General features: G+C 62.5%; 21 protein-coding genes. 13 read left to right on the top strand and 8 right to left on the bottom strand.

Annotated features, from left to right (window positions below; translation table 11 throughout):
• Nucleotides 1–11 precede the first annotated feature (11 nt).
• Nucleotides 12–593, bottom strand: coding sequence for a thymidine kinase (locus AC6GQJ_RS15235; protein ID WP_500769759.1), 582 nt, complete (start codon nucleotides 591–593; stop codon nucleotides 12–14).
• Nucleotides 594–1032: 439 nt separating this feature from the next.
• On the opposite strand from AC6GQJ_RS15235, the gene AC6GQJ_RS15240 reads away from it, so the two are divergent.
• Together AC6GQJ_RS15240 and AC6GQJ_RS15245 are read left to right on the top strand one after the other, a co-directional pair.
• The gene (locus AC6GQJ_RS15240) at nucleotides 1033–1491 is read left to right on the top strand and encodes a phage regulatory CII family protein (protein WP_500769761.1); all 459 of its coding nucleotides are present in this window, start codon (nucleotides 1033–1035) and stop codon (nucleotides 1489–1491) included.
• 286 nt (nucleotides 1492–1777) lie between these two features.
• A complete protein-coding gene (locus tag AC6GQJ_RS15245) occupies nucleotides 1778–3712 on the top strand; it encodes a patatin-like phospholipase family protein (RefSeq protein ID WP_500769763.1) in 1935 nt (644 codons plus the stop codon).
• Here the strand turns inward: AC6GQJ_RS15245 and AC6GQJ_RS15250 are convergent.
• Nucleotides 3673–4800: a beta-ketoacyl-ACP synthase III gene (locus tag AC6GQJ_RS15250; RefSeq protein ID WP_500769765.1), complete on the bottom strand. Its 1128-nt coding sequence runs from the start codon at nucleotides 4798–4800 to the stop codon at nucleotides 3673–3675. The genes AC6GQJ_RS15245 and AC6GQJ_RS15250 overlap by 40 nt on opposite strands.
• Nucleotides 4801–4941: 141 nt before the next feature.
• Between AC6GQJ_RS15250 and AC6GQJ_RS15255 the strand changes: the two genes are divergently transcribed.
• Nucleotides 4942–5379 carry a globin domain-containing protein gene (locus AC6GQJ_RS15255; RefSeq protein WP_500769767.1) on the top strand — a complete coding sequence of 146 codons (438 nt, stop codon included), beginning with the start codon at nucleotides 4942–4944 and terminating at the stop codon, nucleotides 5377–5379.
• Nucleotides 5380–5502: 123 nt separating this feature from the next.
• Here AC6GQJ_RS15255 and AC6GQJ_RS15260 read toward each other — a convergent pair whose 3' ends face one another.
• Nucleotides 5503–6270, bottom strand: a complete 768-nt coding sequence (locus tag AC6GQJ_RS15260) for an SDR family oxidoreductase (protein ID WP_500769769.1) — start codon at nucleotides 6268–6270, stop codon at nucleotides 5503–5505.
• Between the two features lie 133 nt (nucleotides 6271–6403).
• Between AC6GQJ_RS15260 and AC6GQJ_RS15265 the strand changes: the two genes are divergently transcribed.
• From AC6GQJ_RS15265 to otnC, 6 genes are all read left to right on the top strand, one after another.
• On the top strand, nucleotides 6404–7432 hold the full coding sequence (locus tag AC6GQJ_RS15265) for an L-idonate 5-dehydrogenase (protein WP_500769771.1): 1029 nt from the start codon (nucleotides 6404–6406) through the stop codon (nucleotides 7430–7432).
• 2 nt (nucleotides 7433–7434) lie between these two features.
• On the top strand, nucleotides 7435–8475 hold the full coding sequence (locus tag AC6GQJ_RS15270; RefSeq protein ID WP_500769773.1) for a pyridoxal-phosphate dependent enzyme: 1041 nt from the start codon (nucleotides 7435–7437) through the stop codon (nucleotides 8473–8475).
• Entirely contained in the window at nucleotides 8472–9626 is a 1155-nt protein-coding gene (locus AC6GQJ_RS15275) for a M24 family metallopeptidase (RefSeq protein ID WP_500769775.1), read from the top strand. The genes AC6GQJ_RS15270 and AC6GQJ_RS15275 overlap by 4 nt, the downstream gene beginning before the upstream one ends.
• Nucleotides 9623–10345: a maleate cis-trans isomerase family protein gene (locus AC6GQJ_RS15280; protein WP_500769777.1), complete on the top strand. Its 723-nt coding sequence runs from the start codon at nucleotides 9623–9625 to the stop codon at nucleotides 10343–10345. Before AC6GQJ_RS15275 ends, AC6GQJ_RS15280 begins: the two co-directional genes overlap by 4 nt.
• An 87-nt stretch (nucleotides 10346–10432) precedes the next feature.
• A complete protein-coding gene (otnK, locus tag AC6GQJ_RS15285; RefSeq protein ID WP_500769779.1) occupies nucleotides 10433–11665 on the top strand; it encodes a 3-oxo-tetronate kinase in 1233 nt (410 codons plus the stop codon).
• Nucleotides 11662–12315, top strand: coding sequence for a 3-oxo-tetronate 4-phosphate decarboxylase (otnC, locus tag AC6GQJ_RS15290; RefSeq protein WP_500769781.1), 654 nt, complete (start codon nucleotides 11662–11664; stop codon nucleotides 12313–12315). Before otnK ends, otnC begins: the two co-directional genes overlap by 4 nt.
• Before the next feature lie 90 nt (nucleotides 12316–12405).
• Here otnC and AC6GQJ_RS15295 read toward each other — a convergent pair whose 3' ends face one another.
• Genes AC6GQJ_RS15295 through AC6GQJ_RS15305 form a run of 3 tightly spaced genes read right to left on the bottom strand, consistent with a single transcriptional unit; the run spans nucleotide 12406 to nucleotide 15160 of the window.
• Nucleotides 12406–13068 carry a GntR family transcriptional regulator gene (locus tag AC6GQJ_RS15295; RefSeq protein WP_500769783.1) on the bottom strand — a complete coding sequence of 221 codons (663 nt, stop codon included), beginning with the start codon at nucleotides 13066–13068 and terminating at the stop codon, nucleotides 12406–12408.
• Complete coding sequence (locus AC6GQJ_RS15300; protein WP_500769785.1) at nucleotides 13068–14087, bottom strand: Gfo/Idh/MocA family protein; 1020 nt, start codon at nucleotides 14085–14087, stop codon at nucleotides 13068–13070. Before AC6GQJ_RS15300 ends, AC6GQJ_RS15295 begins: the two co-directional genes overlap by 1 nt.
• Nucleotides 14084–15160: an isocitrate/isopropylmalate dehydrogenase family protein gene (locus tag AC6GQJ_RS15305; RefSeq protein ID WP_500769787.1), complete on the bottom strand. Its 1077-nt coding sequence runs from the start codon at nucleotides 15158–15160 to the stop codon at nucleotides 14084–14086. Before AC6GQJ_RS15305 ends, AC6GQJ_RS15300 begins: the two co-directional genes overlap by 4 nt.
• Before the next feature lie 132 nt (nucleotides 15161–15292).
• On the opposite strand from AC6GQJ_RS15305, the gene AC6GQJ_RS15310 reads away from it, so the two are divergent.
• From AC6GQJ_RS15310 to AC6GQJ_RS15325, 4 genes are all read left to right on the top strand, one after another.
• Nucleotides 15293–15586: a putative quinol monooxygenase gene (locus AC6GQJ_RS15310; RefSeq protein WP_500769789.1), complete on the top strand. Its 294-nt coding sequence runs from the start codon at nucleotides 15293–15295 to the stop codon at nucleotides 15584–15586.
• Nucleotides 15583–16392 carry an N-acyl homoserine lactonase family protein gene (locus AC6GQJ_RS15315; RefSeq protein ID WP_500769791.1) on the top strand — a complete coding sequence of 270 codons (810 nt, stop codon included), beginning with the start codon at nucleotides 15583–15585 and terminating at the stop codon, nucleotides 16390–16392. Before AC6GQJ_RS15310 ends, AC6GQJ_RS15315 begins: the two co-directional genes overlap by 4 nt.
• 121 nt (nucleotides 16393–16513) lie before the next feature.
• Nucleotides 16514–17290, top strand: a complete 777-nt coding sequence (locus AC6GQJ_RS15320; RefSeq protein ID WP_500769793.1) for a 3-hydroxybutyrate dehydrogenase — start codon at nucleotides 16514–16516, stop codon at nucleotides 17288–17290.
• Between the two features lie 20 nt (nucleotides 17291–17310).
• Nucleotides 17311–18399, top strand: coding sequence for a patatin-like phospholipase family protein (locus AC6GQJ_RS15325; protein WP_500769795.1), 1089 nt, complete (start codon nucleotides 17311–17313; stop codon nucleotides 18397–18399).
• A 2-nt stretch (nucleotides 18400–18401) separates the two neighbouring features.
• Here the strand turns inward: AC6GQJ_RS15325 and AC6GQJ_RS15330 are convergent, their stop codons facing one another.
• Complete coding sequence (locus AC6GQJ_RS15330) at nucleotides 18402–19427, bottom strand: AbrB family transcriptional regulator (RefSeq protein ID WP_500769797.1); 1026 nt, start codon at nucleotides 19425–19427, stop codon at nucleotides 18402–18404.
• Nucleotides 19424–20059 (bottom strand): GntR family transcriptional regulator, encoded by a 636-nt coding sequence (locus AC6GQJ_RS15335; RefSeq protein ID WP_500769799.1) that lies wholly within the window; start codon nucleotides 20057–20059, stop codon nucleotides 19424–19426. Before AC6GQJ_RS15335 ends, AC6GQJ_RS15330 begins: the two co-directional genes overlap by 4 nt.
• Nucleotides 20060–20124 lie beyond the last annotated feature (65 nt).

Consider the following 20124-nt stretch of genomic DNA (forward strand, 5'->3'; position numbering starts at 1 on the left):
GGCGCAGCCGATCAGCTGTCTTCCATCGCGGCGCGCCAGTGTTTGCGGCACAGCGACACATAGGTGTCGTTGCCGCCAATCTGGACCTGCGCGCCACCGGCCTGAGCGCGGCCTTCAGCGTCGCGGCGGATCACCATCGTTGCCTTCTTACCGCAATGGCAGATGGTGCGCACTTCGCGCATCTCGTCAGCAAGTGCGAGCAATGCCGCCGATCCGGGAAAGAGCTTGCCCAGAAAATCGACCCGCAGCCCGTAGCACATGACCGGCAGGTTCAGATCATCCACCACGCGGGCCAGTTGCCAGACCTGTTCATCGGTAAGGAACTGCGCCTCGTCTACAAATACACAGGCCACGGGGCCTTCGGCCTGACGGGTGGCAAGACGGTCGAACAGATCATCGGTGGTTGAAAACACGCCCGCTTCGGCGCCGATGCCGATACGCGAGGCAATGCGCCCCGTGCCCGCACGATCATCCAGCTTTGCCGTCAGCAAATAGGGCACCATGCCGCGTTCGCGGTAGTTATGCGCCGCCTGAAGCAGAACGGTCGATTTACCCGCGTTCATGGTCGAATAGTGAAAGTAGAGTTTGGCCATGAACCGCTGCTTAATCCGCGCGCCGCAGTTGGGCAAGATCACAGAAGGGGATGAGTTGGTCCGGTGGGCAATTGACGCTTTTGCTGCGTCTTATTCTGCCCACCGGACCGTCTTTGGTTACCGCCTTCACCTTAATGCGCACCTGAACGCCCAAGCGTCCTTTTGGGGGATGTACGCACGCCGGATACTCGTTACCGCCTTCGGATACACTCCTGCTTGCCGACGTTTGCCGGCCCGACGCCCCCACATGCCAGAGTTCAGGAATGCACCCCACTCAACACCGACGCTCGGGGGCGCATCGGGTCATCGTTACGTCCCCGAAACACGCTGGGGACGATTAACAAATGACATTTCACTTCCTGCAGATTAATGGGAAAAGACCACGCCGGTTCCCCCGTAAAGGGGCGCGCCGGACAATCGCGAGGAAAAGGGCAAGGCAATGGCGGGATTTGGCAGCTACTTGAAAAAGCACACCGAGGCGTTGGTCAAAGACGTCGGCATCGAACCTGCCTGCGCATTGACCGGCAAATCGAAGGCGACGCTGGGGCGGTATTATTCGGATAATCCGGAACATGCCGACCGGTTCATGCCAATTGACGCTGTGGTCGCGCTGGAAAAAGAGTCCAAGTATCCGCACGTCACAAGCGCGCTTGCCGAGGTGCAGGGCATCACCCTGAGCCATGATGACCGCCGCCGCAATGATCCCCGCGCAGGGGGCGTGAACGCCGATGTTATCGCGCTAAGTCAACGGTTTGCCATGTTGATGAGCGAATATCAGCAGTCCATCGAAGACGGCGTGATCACCGTGAACGAGGCCAAGCGGTTGCTTAAAGAGACAACGATGCTGCAACAGGTTCTGATCGACATGAAGCTGCATCTGGAAGACGAAAGCAACTGAGGTCCATCGGGGCGAATGGCCCCGTTTGACGTCTGTACGGGCGCGCCGCGCGCTTTCCGTTTTCAAATAACGACATTTCTACCCTGACAGCCCTGCCAGAGGCCGCGGGCGCATGTACGCAGTCGCCGGGACGGACTGATTTCGCGCCTGCGCGCAAAAAGGCGCCCGCCCGCCGACCCGCATCCCAATTCGCGCGCGCATTCCTGCATCTTTACGCCACGTCACTTCGGCTTGTTTGATGGCGCGGGGGCGGTAAACTCGCGCTATTACAAAGGGAGAGTTTGCGTTGAGCAGTAATTTAGTAAACGCCGAGTTAATTGATTTATTGCAGGAAATCGACGGCCTCCACTCCCTCGACCCCGAGATTCTGGATGAAGTGGCGCGCACCGCGCAATATCGCGATCTGACCCGTGGCGCGGTGTTAATCAGGGAAGGTGACGCGGCTGACGCGCTGTATATCGTACTGCGCGGGCGGTTCACCGTTCTGCTGGAAGGACGCGCCATTGCCGAGATTTCCAAAGGCGAACCAATTGGCGAGCTTGCGTTCTTTGCAGGTGGTACGCGCACGGCCACGGTTGTGGCGGCCCGAGACAGCGCGGTCATGTGTCTGAGCCGCGAGGCCTATGACGCACTTGCGGCGCGCACGCCTGCCTTGGCGAACGGTATTCTGGCGGCCCTGTCGCGCCGCTTGGCCCGTACCATTCCCGCCACGCCCAAGCTGCGCCCTGTATCGGGGCAGGTCTGTGCCATGTTCCCTGGCGGGGCGAATGCGGCGATTGATCCGGCCTTTATCTCTGGCCTGCACGGCGCGTTCGAGGCGCGCGCGGATTGGAAGTTGCTGGGTCCGCAGGACTGTCCGGCGGACATGCTGGCCGACCGGCGCAAACTGGCGCGCTGGCTGGAGACCCAAGAGGCGACGCATGGCAATCTGCTTTTGATCTGCCCCGATCCGGCGGCAGAGCCGAACTGGCAGCAGATCACCGCCAATAACAGCGACACGATCATGATCGTGGCCCCGAAGGAAGGCACGTTTGCCGCAGACGACGCGCCATCGGAACTGGAAAAGGCGATCTTTGCCGCGACCCTGCCATCGCATCTACATGTGATCCTGCACCGGCCCACCAGCAGCGACAGCACCAGCAACACGCGCGCGTGGCTGGAAAACCGTCCCGTGCGTCTGCACCATCACCTCGCGCTCGACAGTGCGGCGGATTTTGCGCGGATCGGGCGGTTTGTGCGGGGCGAGGCGATCGGGCTGGTCATGTGCGGTGGCGGTTCTTACGGCACGGCCCATCTGGGGGCGATCAAGGCGCTGCATGAAAAGGACTATCAATTCGATTTTGTCGGCGGCACCAGTGTCGGGTCGGCCATGGCGGCGGCCTTGGCGCTTGGGCTGGATCCCGATGACATCATGGTCCAGTGCGAGGATATCTTCCTGCGGTCAAAGGCGATGTCGCGCCTGACAGTGCCGCGTTATTCCTTGTTGGATCATTCCCGCTTGGACGAGGCATTTCGCAAACACTACGGCGGCTTTGATGTGGAGGATTTGCACATCAACTTCTTTGCCGTGTCGACCAACCTGACCCATAACGATGTGACTGTCATCCGCGAGGGACCGCTGTGGCAGGCGATCCGCGCCTCGACCGCCATTCCCGGTGTCTTCCCGCCTTTCCTGCGCGATGATGGCGAGGTGCTGATCGACGGGGGATTAATCGACAACGTGCCAGTGGATGCAATGCGCAACCTCAAGGCGGGGTCGAATGTGGTGCTGAACTTCCTGCCGGGTAAGCCGTGGATGGTGCGTGCGAAATACGAGGATTTCCCGAACCGCTGGCAAGCGCTACACACGCTGGTACGCAAACCCAAAGCGGGCGTGGCCCGTCACCCGACCGCGTTTTCCGTGCTGGCGCGCGCCATGGTTGTTAACGCGCGCAAGTTGCTGCGCCAGATCGACGTGGGGGATGATGTGCTGCTCAATATCTCGGTGTTGCGCGGGATGAGCTTTATGGACTGGAAGCGGGGGCGCGAGTTGTTCGAGACGACCTATAGCCAAATTGCGGGCCTGTTGGCCCAGCACTCCGGTACCGCCAGTAGCCATGCCGAAAAGCTGGACCGTTTGCGCAAGGTTGCCGCCTCGCTTGACGAGGCGATCGAGGTCGAGCCGAGCCAGAAGGCGCCGCTTCAGCCGCGCCGTTCGACGATCACCGAACCCACGGAATAGCCTGCCCCGAACGAGCAGATGATGCCCAGATCACCCGGCTGCATATCGTCGGAATGTTTGGAAAAGGCGATGATCGACCCTGCCGAGGATGTGTTGGCATAGTCCTGCAAGATGTTGGGCTGTTCACCGGGGGCGGGGTCGCGTTCCAGTACTTTCTTACCGATGAAATCGTTCATCGACTTGTTGGCCTGATGCAGCCACACGCGCTTGAGGTCGGGCGCGGTGATCTGTTCGTCGGCCATGTGGCTGGCCATGTGGGCGCTGACCATGGGCAGCACTTCCTTGAATACTTTGCGCCCGTTCTGCATGAACTGCATATCGCGTCGATCCGCCATGCCGTCAGGGCGCGAGCGCCGCAAGTAGCCGTTATTGTTGCGGATATTGTTGGAAAACTCGGTGGCGCAGCGGGTCGAGCGGATTTCGAAATAGGGGCCGGTCGCGTCTTCGGCCCGCTCGATCAGCGTCGCGGTGGCTACATCGCCAAAGATGAAGTGGCAGTCGCGGTCGCGCCATTCCAGATGCGCCGAACAGATTTCGGGGTTCACCACCAGCGCCGATTTGATCGACCCCGACCGCACCATATCAGCCGCGGCCTGAATGCCGAATGTGGCGGATGAGCAGGCGACGTTCATGTCAAAGGCAAAACCCTGCACGCCCAGCAGTTCCTGAATTTCAATGGCGACGGCGGGATAGGCGCGTTCAAGGTTGGATGCGGCACAGATCACCGCGCCTACATCGGCGGCGGTTTTTCCGGCGGCTTTCAACGCTTTGTTCGCCGCGTCCACGCCCATCTCAGCCATGATCGACGGTTCGTCATCGCTGCGCTGGCGCAGTTGCGGGTGCATGACCTTGGGGTCCAGAATGCCATCCTTGTCCATCACATAGCGCTGTTCGATCCCCGATGCCTTGACGATAAATTCCTCCGAGGAATGCGCCTTGGCTTCGATCTCTCCTGCGGCGATGGCGTCGGCATGTTTGGCGTTGAACAGGTCGGCATAGGCGTTGAAGGCAACGACAAGCTCTGCATTGGTGATGACGAGGTCGGGCGTGAAAACGCCAGTTCCGGTGATGGCAGGAGTAAAAGACAAATCGGGCCCCTTTTCAGGCATCTGGTGTTGGATGAACTTACAGGGCGCAGTGGGGCAGGTGCAAGCCAGACGCGTGGGAACCAATTTTTAACCACAGCGGCCTTATATCTTGGGTCTATTCCACGGATATGAGGGGGTGCCATGCTGACCAAAGAACAGGCTGAATGCATCCGCGCCTCGGCCGAGCGGTTGTCGGAGGCCAATATCGCGGCCACCACCACCTTTTACGAGGAATTGTTTACCGTCGCGCCCGAACTGCGGCAGTTGTTTCCCGAAGATATGTTCGCTCAAAGCAGAAAACTGTGGGATTCGATCGTCGTTGTGGTGGAAAGCGCCTATGACCTGTCACGGATCGAGGCGGAATTGCGCGCCCTTGGTGCGCGCCACGCCGGTTATGGGGTGCGGCCCGAATATTACCCGACCGTGACGCGGGTTCTGATTGATACGGTGGCGGTGCTGATGCGCAAGGAATGGACACCAGCGCATCAGGTGGCGTGGGAAGGGGCGTTACAGGCTGTGACGGAGCTGATGATGGCGGGTGCCGCAGAGTGTGAGGCCGCGCCCCCGCGCCGTGCTTAGGAGGCTTTGTGCTATCGTGCCTCTACGGCAAAGGTTAGCCGCCAAACTTACCTCGCCGCAGCAACACGGAGCGGGAAGGGGGCACACCCGACGCGCCCCAAAACCAGCCCTACTGCGACAGGATCAAAGCGACACGGTGATCCCGCCATCCACATACAGCGTATGACCGTTTACAAAACTCGACGCCGCTGACGACAGAAAGATTGCCGCGCCGACCAGTTCATCCACCTGTCCCCAGCGACCCGCCGGCGTGCGCTTTTCCAGCCATTCGGTGAAGGCCGGATCGCTTACCAAAGCGGCGTTCAGCGGTGTGTCGAAATACCCCGGTGCAATCGCGTTACAGTTCAGGCCCTTGCCCGCCCAATCGGTGGCCATCCCTTTGGTCAGGTTCGCAACGGCCCCCTTGGTCGCGGTGTAGGGCGCGATGCCAGGACGGGCGAGGGCGGTTTGAACGCTGGCGATGTTGATGATCTTGCCCTTGCCGCGTTTGATCATATGGCGCGCGCACGCCTGTCCCACATGAAAGACCGACGCGACGTTGGTCTGCAACAGCCGCTCGAACGCGTCGGCGGGGAAATCCTCTAGCGGGGTGCGGTGCTGCATGCCCGCGTTGTTCACCAGAATGTCGATGGTGCCGGTTTGCTCTTCGAAGTTGTTGATGGCGGCGCGCACCCCTTCGTGGTCGGCCACATCAAACGGCAGCGTATGGACGGTGATGCCTTGGCCGCGCAGTGTTTCAGCGGCGGTGTTCAGTTTGGCCTCATCGCGCCCGTTCAACACGATCTCGGCCCCCGCAGCGCCCATACCTGCCGCCAGCGCTAAGCCGATGCCTTGGGATGAACCTGTGATCAGGGCGCGGTGTCCCGCCAGCGAGAAGAGAGATGTGCTCATGAGGAAGTCGGCCTTTCATCGGGTGCGGGTGTCCGTGGACGGTAAGTAGCGTGCTGCGCGGGGTCAACAGGTGCTTGTGTCCTTTGCACGGATTGCCCATGCTGCCTTGGACATAACCAAGGGGAATGCGCCGATGAAAGCGATAGTCATCCACGCCGAACGCGATCTGCGCATCGAGGATATGGACATGCCTGAACCGGCTTTGGGGCAGGTACTGGTCAAGATGGCGGCGGGCGGGATTTGCGGTTCTGATCTGCATTATTACCAGCATGGCGGCTTTGGCGCGGTGCGTCTGCGCGAACCGATGGTTCTGGGGCACGAGGTGTCGGGCCATGTGGTCGCCTTGGGGCATGGGGTCGAGGGGCTGCACCTCAACCAGTTGGTCGCGGTGTCACCTTCGCGCCCCTGTCACGCGTGCAAGTTCTGCGACGAAGGACAGCCGCAGCATTGTCTGAACATGCAGTTTTACGGCTCGGCCATGCCGTTCCCCCACGTTCAGGGCGCGTTCCGCGAGTACCTCGTGGCGGATGCGACGCAATGTGTGGCCGCCGATGGTCTGACCCCCGCGCAAGCCGCGGTGGCAGAGCCGCTTTCGGTCTGTCTGCATGCCGCCAAACAGGCGGGTGATCTGATGGGAAAACGTGTGTTGGTGTCAGGCTGTGGCCCCATCGGGCAGCTTTGCGTGCTGGTGGCGCGCGCGGCGGGCGCGGTCGAGGTTGTCGCCACGGATATCGCCCCCTTCACCCTCGACATGGCGCGCAAGATCGGCGCGACCCGCGTCATCAACGTGGCCGAAAACCCCGACGCGCTGGCCTATTACCACGCAGACAAGGGGCATTTCGACTTGCATTTCGAGTGCAGCGGCGCGGCCCCCGCCGTGGCTGCCGCCATCCCCGCACTGCGCCCGCGCGCCGTGCTGGTGCAACTGGGGCTGGGCGGGGATATGACCCTGCCGGTGCAGGCAATGACCGCCAAGGAAATCAGGTTCTGCGGCTCGTTCCGCTTTCACGAAGAATTCCACACTGCCATCGCGTTGATGCAAAGCGGGCAAATCGACGTCACCCCCCTGATCACCCACAGCTTTCCCTTGGCCTCGGCCATTGAAGCGTTTGATATGGCCTCGGATCGCAGTCAGGCGATCAAGGCACAGATTGCGTTCTGACCATGCAGTATTTTGAAAACCCCTACCGCGGTCGCGGCCTGTCTGATCCGGCATTGCGCGACATCCCGACACCCAGCGTCGATGCCGACGCCCCGCGTGCGCTGCTGGCGCGCTGTCCGAAAGCGGCTGTGACTCCGCTTGTGCCTGCCGCCGCACTGGCCGAACGCTGCGGCGTGGCCGAGGTGATGGTCAAGGACGAACGCACCCGTATGGGGTTGGGCAGCTTCAAGGCGCTTGGCGCGGCCTATGTGATTGCCTGTGATGCTGCCGCAGGCACGGCGCGCGGCCAAATCTATGTCACCGCAAGCGCGGGCAATCACGGATTGTCTGTGGCGGCAGGCGCGGCGGCATTCGGTGCGCAGGCAGTGATCTATCTGGCCGAAACCGTGCCCGAAGTCTTTGCCGACCGCCTGCGTGCCCTCGGGGCCGAAGTGGTGCGCGCCGGTGCCGAATACGAGGCGAGCATGGAGGCTGCGATGCGCGGCGCAGAGGCACGCGGCGCGGTGTTGTTGTCCGACAGTTCGTGGGAGGGGTATACCGAGCGTCCGCACCGCTTGATGGAAGGCTACCTTGCGCTGATGGCCGAGGTGTTTGACCAGATCGACACACCCCCGTCCCACCTGTTTTTGCAGGCAGGTGTCGGCGGGCTGGCAGGTGCGGCAGCGGCCATCGCGCGGATTCAGTGGGGCGATGCGGTGCGCATCATTACGGTCGAGCCGGATGCCGCACCTTGTCTCATCGCCTCGGTTCAGGCGGGCAAACCTGTCGTGACCACCGGCCCCGCGTCGGCCATGGGGCGGCTCGATTGCAAGGTCGCGTCGCTGATCGCGCTGAAAGGTCTGGCGCGGGATGCGGACGGGTTCATGACCATCACCGAAGGCGAAGGCGAAACAGGCGCTGCGCTGGCCGCTGACCACGGGCTGGCAAGCACCCCGTCCGGCGCTGCCGGACTGGCGGGGCTGGTTGCCGCCGACCGGCAGGCGATGGGCCTTGATGCGCAATCGCGGGTGCTGCTGATGCTGTCCGAACAGGCCGAGGGATGAGCGGCTTTCCCGCCTCTGAATTCCATTCCCGCGTTGCCCGCGCGCACGATCTTATGCAGCAGGCGGGCATCGACGCGCTTTTGCTGACGACCGAGCCCGAGGTGCGTTATTTCACCGGATACCTCACGCGGTTCTGGGAAAGTCCGACGCGCCCGTGGTTCATCGTTCTGCCATCGGATGCCGCACCAATTGCTGTGATCCCGTCCATCGGTGCGCCCTTGATGGGGGCGACATGGCTGCAGGATATTCGCACATGGCGCAGTCCGGATTACGAGGATGACGGGGTGTCGTTGCTGGCCGATGCGTTGCGCGGGTGTGTGCCTGCGGGCGGGCGGATCGGCGTACCGTCTGGGCCGGAAACTCACCTGCGCCTGCCGCTGGACAGTTGGGCGCGCCTGCAAACGGCGCTGGCGGATCGCAGCTTTGGCGGTGATGGCGACATCATGCGACGGTTGCGGATGGTGAAATCCGCGCAAGAGATCAACAAGATCCAAACTGCCTGCGCCGTGGCGGATGCCGCATTTGCCCGCGTGCCTGAAGTGGCGCGTGCCGGTGTGCCGTTGGCGCGTATCTTCCGCGACTTCCAATGCTTGTGCCTGCAAGAAGGGGCCGATTGGGTGTCCTATGTGGCCGGCGGCGCAGGGGCGGGCGGCTATGGCGATATCATTGCGCCGGCGACTGACGCGCCCTTGCAAGCGGGTGATGTCCTGATGCTGGATACCGGCGTGGTCTGCGACGGATATTTCAGCGATTTTGACCGCAATTGGTCCGTTGGCCCGCCAAGTGCCGAGGTCGAGGACGCCTATGCCCGCCTGCTCGAAGCCTGCGATGCAGGATTTGCCGCGGCCCGTCCGGGGGCCACGGCAGCCGATTTGTTTCACGCGATGGACCGGATCCTGACGGGCGGCGCGGGCGGGTCGGATGCGGGGCGCTATGGCCACGGGCTGGGGATGCAGTTGACCGAATGGCCTTCGCTGGTGCCTGCGGACCAGACCGTGTTGAAGGCGGGCATGGTGCTGACGCTAGAACCGGGGCTGAGCCTGACACGGGATCGCACCTTGGTGCACGAGGAAAATATCGTGATCACCGAGGACGGCGCGCGTTACCTCTCAACCCCTGCGCCGCGCCAGTTGCCGGTGCTTGCGACATGACTCAGCCCTATACCCGCCATATCGACCGCCGCCCCTTTTTGGGTCTGATCGCCCTGCAAGCCGACCGCACGATCGAGGATGACTTTCGCCGCCTGATGCCGCCCGAGATCAGCCTTCTTACCTCTCGCGTCGCATCCGAACCTGAGGTCACGCCAGACGCCCTCGCAACGATGGAGGGCGCATTGCGCGGCGCGGCGTCCCTGTTTCCTGCGGGCCACAGTTTTGACGTTGTGGGCTATGGCTGCACCTCAGGCACGGCGCAGATCGGGGCGGAGGTCGTCGCTGCGCAGATCGGCAAGGGCACACAAACCCGCCATGTGACGAACCCGCTGTCAGCGCTGGTCGCGGCTTGCGAGGCTTTGAGCTTGCGGCGCATTGCGATCCTGTCGCCTTATGTCGCCTCGGTCTCGGACCGGCTGCGCGAGGTGCTGGCGGGCCACGACATCGATACCCCGACCTTCGACAGTTTCGATGAGGGCAATGAAGAGGCTGTGACGCAGATCGACGCCGCCTCGATTATCGCGGCCAGCACGGCGATGATGGAGGGCGCACAGGTGGACGCGCTGTTCCTGTCCTGCACCAATCTGCGCACGCTCGACGTGATCGCGCCCCTACAGGAAAAGTTGGGCGTGCCGGTTCTATCGAGCAACCTTGTACTGGCATGGCACATGCTGCGCCTTGCGGGCGTGTCCTGTGACGGGCCGCGCGACCTGCTTTAGCTGTACCAAAAGCAGACAAGCCGCCTTGCGCCGCAGCCAAGGGCCGTGTTTTGTCACAAGCAGCAGGTTGAGGAGGGGAGGCCAGCCATGAAACTGGGATGTATCGGCGACGATTTTACTGGGGCGAGCGATCTGGCCAACACGTTGGCCAAGGGCGGCATGCGCACCACGCAGTACACAGGTGTGCCGGACGGGCCCGCCGACCCCTCGGTCGAGGCTGGGGTTGTCGCGCTCAAATCCCGCTCGATCCCCGTGGCGGACGCAGTTGCGCAATCCCTTGCCGCGCTGGACTGGCTGCGCGCACAGGGCTGCACGCAGTTTTTGTTAAAATATTGCTCGACCTTCGACAGCACGCCAGAGGGTAATATAGGCCCCGTCGCCGACGCGCTGGCCGATGCGCTTGGCGCACACAAGGTCATCGTCTGCCCCGCTTTTCCCGGCACGGGGCGCTCGGTCTATCAGGGGCATCTGTTCGTGAACGACACGCTGCTAAGCGAAAGCGGAATGCAGAACCATCCCCTGACGCCGATGACCGATCCCGACCTGCGCCGATGGCTGGCGCCGCAAACCCGCCATAGCGTCGGCCATGTGAGCGCCGCGTCGGTTTTTGCCGGAGCAGACGCGATCCGTACTGCCCTGACGACGCAGCACGATGCAGGCCATCGCATGATCGTGGTGGATGCCATTCGCGACGCGGACCTGCGCGCCATCGGGGCCGCCGCGCAAGACCTGCCGCTGATCACGGGCGGGTCCGGCGTGGCGCTCGGCCTGCCCGCCAATTTCGGTTGCGAGGCAGGGACCGTGCCGTGGCAGGGTCAGGATGGCCCCGTGGCTGCGTTGTCCGGCTCTTGCTCGACCGCGACCCGCGCGCAGGTCGCCTACCACGCTGCGCGCCACCCGACCCGCGAGATCGTCGCTGCCGACGTGATCGAAGGGCGGCTTGAGGCAGGCGCGTTGGCGGACTGGCTGCTGGATCAATCCGGCCTGCCGCTCGCCTACAGCTCTGCCGATCCCGATCAAGTGCGCGCGGTGCAGGACACATTCGGGCGCGAACGCTCTGCCCAAGCACTTGAGAATTTCTTTGCCCAAGTGGCACGTAACTTGCGCGATAAGGGCGCGACACGGATCATCACCGCAGGCGGCGAAACTTCCGGCGCAGTGGTGACGGGGCTGGGGCTGGACGTGCTGGAGATTGGTCCCGAAATCGACCCCGGTGTGCCTGCATTGCGCGCTGGCCCCGATCTGGTGGTGGCACTGAAGTCAGGCAACTTCGGGGCCGAGGATTTCTTTGAGAAAGCCACAAAGGTGCTGGGCGGATGACACATGGCGAAAGCGCGCTGCGCGAACAGATCTGCATGCTGGCGAAATCACTCTTTGATCGTGGACTGACCCATGGCAGCACCGGCAACATCTCGGCCCGCACCGAAGATGGCGGGCTGCTGGTTTCTCCCACAGGGACAAGCTTTGGCCGTCTCGATCCCGCGCGCCTCAGCCGGTTTGACGCCAAGGGCACCCTGATCGACGGTGATCAACCCACCAAGGAAATGCCCTTGCACACTGCGTTCTACGATACGCGCAGCACGGCAGGCGCAGTTGTCCACCTGCATTCCTGCCACTCGGTCGCCCTGTCGATGTTGCCTGATGCGGACCCCGACAATTTCCTGCCCCCGCTCACCCCCTATGGCATCATGAAACTGGGCAAGGTCACGCTGCTGCCCTTCTTCTTGCCCGGTGATCCTGCAATGGGGCAGGCGGTGCGCGGACTGGCAGGCAAACGCTCGGCCGTCATGCTGGCCAATCACGGACCTGTGGTTGCGGGTAAAGACGTTGAGGCTGCCTGCAACGCAATCGAAGAACTTGAGGACACCGCGCGGCTTGCACTGATGACACGCAGCCTGTCCCCCCGTGCGCTGAATGACGCGCAGGTGCAGGCGGTGGTCTCGAAATTCGATGTCGCGTGGGACGACTGAAGGCGGGAGAGTGCATATTTATAGAACAATGATGGACAGAAGTGCGCTCCATTCCCATCATTGTTCTCCAAATATGCAAAATCCTACGGTTCAGAGAGTGCCGAGCTGGTGTTTTTCCAGCAATGTCACCAGCATCTTGCAGGCGGCGCGGCGGTGGGCGTGGTGTATTTCGCGGGCTGCCTCTGCGTCCCCGTTTGCTATGGCCTGATAAACGGCGCGGTGGTCGTCATTTGATGCGGTGGGCAGCGGGCGCATGAACAGGGTAAGCGTGCGGGCGCGTCGGACCTGATCGTGCATCATGGCGACGATAGATAACAGCCGTGTGTTTTGCCCCAGCCGGAGCAGTTCGAGGTGGAAGGCGTCGTCGGCGTCGGCCCATGCGCGCAGGTCGGCGGCTGCAAGGGCGGTTTCCATTTTGTCGATGGTGCCTGCCAGCGTCGCAAGGTCGGCGGTGGAATAGCCTGCTTCGGCCGCGCGGGTGGCGGCGAGGCATTCGAGTTCTGTGAGGATGTCGTAAATCTCGTGCATGTCTTGGGCCGAGACGGGCAGGATGCGTATGCCGCGGCGGGGGCGTACTTGCACCAGCCCTTGGGATTGCAGGACCAGCGCGGCCTCGCGTACCGGTGTGCGGGACATGCCCAGTTGCGCGGCCAGTTCGCTTTCGAGGTGGTCCGAACCGGGGGCGAGTGTGCCAGCAAAGATCATTTCGCGCAGGGCGGCGAGGGCGCGTTCGACATGGGGGGAGGCACCCATCAGGCTGCACTTTCCATTGCGATTTTTCGTCCAGCCTCGGCGGAAGCATAGATCGCATCTTTGAGGGCGAGAACCTCAAGATAATCCGCCGCTTCGTTTTCGGCCTCAGCCCCCTGCATGGCCGCGATCACGTGGGTTTGCAGGGCCAGTACGCAATCCCCGCCAAAGCCTGTTGCAGTGTCGGGGGGCAGGATCACGTCTTCGTCGTAGCTGCCAAAGGCGCGGCGGGTGACGGACCCGTCGCCATAAAGGGTTAGTGTGCCCTTGGTGCCTTCGATCCATGCTTCGCCCATGGTGCGGCGCAGGTTGTCGGCCACATGATCCAGATGCCGGTTGCCGTCAAACAGCGAGCGCACGCCCGACGCGTGGTCAAACAGCACATGGCCCGCATCCTCGCCCGCGATGGCGGGGTTCAGGCGTCGAAGGTCGGCATAGACATGGGTGATCGGCCCGAACAGATAGCGGAATGTGTCGATCCAGTGCACGCCGGTTTCATGGATCAGAAAACGCGGCATCGTCTGGAAATAGGGTTGGCGGTCCAGATAGGCGCGGGGGCCTTGCCCGTCGCCCGGGCGCAGGCGGAAGGTGGCGTTGTGCACCTCTCCGATGCTGTTACGGTCAAGCGCGGCGCGTATGGCGCGGTACCATGGTTGGAAGCGGAAATTCTCGTGCACGATCAGGCGGGCGTTTGCGGTCTGCGCCTCTTGCACGATCTGGCGCGCGTCTTGCAGATCGGTACAGAACGGTTTCTGGCAGATGATCCATTTGATCCCTGCGGCCAAGGCCGTGCGAATGGCCTCGGCATGGGCCGGAGGGGGCAGGATGATGTCCACAAGATCAGGCGCGGTGTCCGTCAGCATCGTGTCCAGACGGTTATAGGCGGGCGCATCTGTGGCGCGGGCGCGCTCCATATCAAGGTCACAGGCACCGACCAGCGCGACGCCGTCGATCCGCCGCCATGCGTCATAGTGGAACTGGCTGAAATATCCCGCCCCGACACAGGCAACGCGGACGGTCATGCCAGCGCCTCCCGCACTGCTTGCGCCACCTCGGCTGTGTTGGCCGTGCCGCCAAGGTCGCGGGTCAGCACCTCGCCCCGCGCCACTACCGCGTCGACGGCATCGCGCAATCGCTGTCCGTCAGCCTGCAAGGCAGGCGCGCCGTCGCGTCCCCCCAGCCAATCAAGCATCATGGCGGCGGATAAAAGCATAGCCATCGGGTTCGCAACACCTTTGCCCGCGATGTCGGGGGCCGAGCCGTGGCAGGGTTGGAACACCGCGTGATCCGCCCCGACATCGGCCGAGGGCGCAAGGCCAAGCCCGCCCATCAGGCCCGCGCCCAGATCGCTGAGGATGTCGCCGAACATGTTTTCGGTCACCATCACGTCGAAGGTCCACGGCTTTTCCACCATCCACAGGGCGGTGGCATCGACATAGGCGTGATCGGCGCTCAGGTCAGGGTGTCTGGCGGCTTCGGCATCGAACATCTCGCGAAAGAAGGCAAAGGCGCGGAAGACATTGGCCTTGTCCACACATGTCACACGGCCCTGTCCGCGCCCTGCGGCCTTGCGCGATGCGGCCAGATCAAAGGCAAAGCGGAACAGCGGTTCCGAGATCGCACGGGTGATGCGCAGGGTTTCGCGGGCTTCGTCCGCTTCGACCTCGCCGCAGCCTTGGGTGTAAAACAGCCCTTCGGTGCTTTCGCGGATCAGTACGAAGTCGACGGGTTTGTCCGTGGCCAGCGGTGTCGGCTGGCCGGGGCGGATGGTGACGGGGCGCACGCCTGCAAACAGGGTCAGCGCCTTGCGCAGGTCGATCTGTGGCGAAATCTCGGTCCCGTCGGCATAGCGCACGTCGGGCAGGCCCATGGCCGACAGAAGGATCGCATCCGCCGCGCGCGCAATCTCCATCGATGCGGCGGGAAAGCTGTCGCCGGTGTCGCGGTAATGCGCGGCCCCCGCAGGTGCGTCGATAAAGTTCAGCTGATAGCCACCGTTGGCGGCCAGCATGGCCAGAACCTCAAGCGTGGGGGCCATGATTTCCGGCCCGATCCCGTCGCCGTGAAAGACCGCAATGTCATAAGAGGTTTCCATAAAAGCGTCCCTTCGGTCGTGCGCAATTCGGTGGCGAGTCGCCTCGCGATGGCTTTACGTATACATTAATGTATGCATTAATACAGCCGCAACGCGCCACCACGCCCTTCATTTTTGAACAAGGATTCCCTCATGCCCTATGCCGTCACCGTTTTCTTCGAGATCAAACAGGGCAAAATGGACGAGTTCATGGAGCATATTACGAACAACGCGCGCTGTTCTGTGCGCGACGAACCGGGCTGTCGCCAGTTTGATGTCTGCACCGATCCAAGCCAGCCGAACACCGTGTTCCTGTACGAACTTTACGACGATCTGGCCGCGTTCGAGGCGCACCAGACCATGCCGCATTACAAGGCGACGGGGCCGAAAGTGGCCGATTTGGTGGCGAACAAGTCCCTGCGCACCTTTGAACGCGTCGACAGATGACCGACTGGACGGTCCACGCCATCAAATATGCCGACCGTGCGGCGCGTACCCGTGCGGACAGTTTCATCTTTGATGACAACCACGACGCGCCCCATGCGATGGATTACTTCATGTGGCTGATCCGCGGGACGGGGCCGCAGGTGGGGCGGGTCATATTGGTCGACACCGGCTATGACGCCGAAGAAGGGCAGGCGCGGGGTCGTCCGATCCGCCTTGATCCGGTGGCAGCACTCAAACCCTTTGATCTGCGTCCCGAGGATATCACCGAGATCATTGTCACCCACCTGCATTATGACCATGCGGGCGGGCTGCACCTGTTTCCCAATGCCAAACTACATCTGCAATCGGCCGAAATGGCCTATGCCACGGGGCCGTGCATGTGCCACGACACGCTGCGTATGCCCTTCACCGCTGGTCATGTTTGCGAGGCGGTCCGGCGGCTTTATGCGGGGCAGGTGGTGTTCCATGACGGCGACGGGGCGATTGCCGACGGGGTGACGGTCCACTGTATTGGGGGGCACAGTCGCGGCCTTCAGGCGGTGCGCGTGCGCACGCAGGCGGGGTGGATGGTGCTGGCCTCGGACGCGTCCCATTTTTACGAGAACATGTCGGCGCGCAAACCCTTTCCCATCGTGGTGGACCTTCAGGATATGCTGGACGGGTTCGACCGCCTGCACGCGTTGGCCAGTACGCCCGCGTTGATCATCCCCGGTCATGACCCGCTGGTGCGCCGCCATTTCCCGCAGGACATCGCCGATCACATCCACCGTCTGGATGTCGGCCCGACGGGCGAAATTCCCCTCTGACGCCGCCCGTGTCGTGCGTCGCCGCCAAGCGAGGCTCAAAAATTCCGAATTGCCAAACGTGCCAATGCTGCTACCTCTAGGGTAAGTTTCCGCACTGCAGCATGACGAAAAGGGGCACGACATGACACATACCGCCATCATCACCGGATCCACCAGCGGCATCGGCCTCGGGATCGCCACGGCCCTTGCTGCCAAAGGGTTCAACATCATGCTGAACGGGTTTGGCGACAAGGACCAGATCGAGGCGACGCGCGCCGACCTTGACGCCAAAAGCAGCGGCACAGTCGCCTATCACGGCGCGGACATGACCAAACCGGACGAGATTGCCGACCTTGTCGCACAAACCGAGACACAATTCGGTCAGGTTGATGTGCTGATCAACAACGCCGGTATTCAACACGTCTCGCCAATCGAGGATTTCCCGATCGAGAAGTGGGATGCGATCATCGCGATCAACATGTCCTCGGCCTTTCACTCCATGCGCGCCGCCCTGCCGGGTATGAAAAAGCGCAAGTTCGGGCGCATCATCAACATTGCCTCGGCCCATGGGCTGGTCGCCTCGCCGTTCAAATCGGCCTATGTGGCGGCAAAACACGGCATCCTTGGCATGACCAAGACCGTGGCCCTTGAGGCCGCGACAGACGGTGTGACCGTCAACGCGATCTGCCCCGGTTATGTGCTGACCCCGCTGGTCGAAGGGCAGGTGGCCGACACCGCCAAAGCGCGCGGCATCACCGAGGACGAAGTGAAAAACGACGTCATGCTCAAGGCGCAGCCGACCAAGGAATTCGTGACCGTCGAACAGTTGGGCGCTTTGTGCGTCTTCCTGTGCACAGACGCCGCATCGTCGATCACCGGCGCGTCGCTGCCCGTCGATGGCGGTTGGACCGCGCAGTAATCACCGGCAGGAGCCGCATCATGTCCAAGGCCAACGGGCGCACCAAGCGTCACGAAAAGGCGATCAACCTCGCACTGCAAGGCGGGGGATCGCACGGGGCGTTCACATGGGGCGTCCTTGACCGCATGTTCGAAGAGGACCGCCTGTGGATCGAAGGGATCAGCGGCACCTCGGCAGGGGCGATGAACGCGGTGGTCGCCACCCAAGGCATGTATGAGAACGGCGCGGCAGGTGCGCGCGAAGCGCTTGAGGAATTCTGGCGCGCGGTCAGCATCGCGGGGCAGGCCAGCCCGATCAAGCGCACACCGCTGGATATGCTGACGGGGTCGTGGTCGCTGGATCATTCGCCGGGCTACATCATGGCCGACGCGCTTAGCCGTATGGCGTCGCCCTATGATCTAAACCCGCTGGGGATCAATCCGCTGCGCGATCTGGTCGACGAGTTCGTCGATTTCGACAAGGTGGCGGGCTGTTCGGATATGGGCCTGTTCATCTCGGCCACGAATGTCGAAACGGGGCGCGCCCGCGTTTTCCACCGGCACGAAGTAACGCTGGATGTGGTCATGGCCTCGGCCTGTTTGCCCAATATGTTCAAGGCGGTCGAGATTGAGGGCGTGCCATACTGGGATGGCGGTTATATGGGCAATCCGGTGCTGTTCCCGTTTATCGACCATTCGCCGTCATCGGATATCGTGATCGTGCAGATCAACCCGCTGCTGCGCAAAGGCACGCCCAAGGATGCCCGCGAAATCCAGAACCGCATCAACGAGATTACGTTCAACGGCTCGCTTATGCGGGACTTGCGCACCATCGACTTGATCGACCGGCTGATCGAGGACGGCGCGCTGTCCAATGACGACTACCGCATGATGCATATGCATATGATCGACGGGTGCGACGACATGCTGGAACTGGATGCATCCTCGAAGATGAACTCGGAATGGGCGTTTCTGGTGCATCTGCGCGATCTGGGCCGGGCCCATGCGGATCGCTGGCTGGGCGAGAATTTCGACCGGATCGAGGTGGAAAGCACGCTGGATTTGCGCGCCCTGTTCGATGACGTTTCGACCGCGCACAAGGCGGATATGGTCGAACTACGCTCGCGCTGATCCTACCCTTTGGGCGCTTTGAACATCCGTGCAAACAGCGGCGCGCCAAGGATCACCACAAAGATGCGCAACACATGGTGCGCGATGACAAAGGCGACGTCGGCCCCCACGATCAGCGCCAGCACCGTCAGTTCCGCCTGCCCGCCGGGGGCAAAGGCAAGAAGCGCATTCATCCCGCTGGCAAGGCCTAGGCCATAGACAGCCTCCACAAAGATCACGGTCAGCAGGATCAGGATCACACAGAACCCCAGCCCCGCCACCAGATCACGGCGCACCTCGACCATGGTGATGCCGGTATATTTCATGCCCACGGCCATGCCGATAAAGAACTGCGCCATCCAGATCGCCTCGACCGGCGGGCGGGTCTGGAGGATGCCAACCACGGCTAGAAGGGCGGCGACGATCAACGGGCCAAGGATGGATGCGCCGAACATGCCGATCCGTTTCGCGCCTTTCCATCCGACCAGCGCGCAGAGCACCATCAGCCCCATTTGCACCAAGGGCACCTCGCTTGCCGGTGCGCCGGGCGGGTTGGACAGGTCCGCGCCCCAGACCCCTTGCAGGATGAACGGCAGCGCCACGACGATGACCAGAACACGGGTGGCATGGATCAGCGACAGGGTGCGCGGACTGCCGCCTGCCTCTTCGCCAAAGACCAGCATGTCCTGCAATCCGCCGGGCATGGTGGCGTAGTAGGCGGTAGGGAAATCATAGCCCCAAAGACGTTGGAAATAGGGCACACCGATTACGCCGATCACCGCGATCATCAACGGGATCATCAACAGTGTGGGCCACATGCCCATCATCGACACCAGCAGCACAGGGGTAAAGGTCGCGCCGACCGCAACGCCCAGAATGGTGCGCATCCCTTCGTTCAGTTCGGCGATGCCGCCCATGCGCACGCCGGACAGGGCGGCGATTAGGCAGGCAAAGATCGGACCCAGCAGCCACGGCAGGGGCAGATCGACAAAGCGGAACAGCGCAACGCCGAGGCCCGCGATCATGAAAGTCAGTGCGACCCGCATCATTGGCGCACCCCCTTCAACCGGTGCACAAGCGAGGTTTGCAAATGCGCCGCGGCCGCATCACCCGCGGCGGCGGCATCTTTTGCCTCGACCGCGTCGAGAATGGCGGCATGCTGATCCACGACGACCGCAAGGCGCGCCGCATCATCCAGTGTGCTTGGCCCCATCAGGATCAGCGCGTTGTTCAGTGCGCGCGCGGAATCAAGCAGAAAGCGGTTGCGCGTAGCGTGGTATAGCCCGCGATGGAAATCCTGATTAAGGGCGGCGGCGCGGTCCGGCGGGCTGTCGGCAAGCGCCGCGTTCACGTCGCGCAGCGCCACCAGTTCGGCGGGATGCGCATGTTGCGCCGCCATCTCGGCGGCGGTGCGTTCAAGAACAGTGCGCATTTCGTACAGTTCGACCAATTCGCCCGGGTTCAACTGCCGGATCACGGCGCCAAGGCGCGGGCGGTGTTCAACGATGCCATCGGCCTCAAGTCGGCGCAGGGCCTCGCGCACGGGGGTGCGGGACAGGTCCAGACGTTCCGCCACATCCGTTTCGCGCAGCCGGTCACCGGGGGCGAAATCTCCGCCTCGGATCGCGGCCAGCAGCTTGGCATAGGCGGCTTCGCCCTGGCTCATTTCGGGATGTGTCATGCAGCGCCTTTCTTTGTATCCGCTTGGATACATTTCGGGTGCTACGCCTTTCCGCGGTCCCTGTC

It is taken from the genome of Tateyamaria sp. 7Alg 36, from assembly GCF_059882455.1.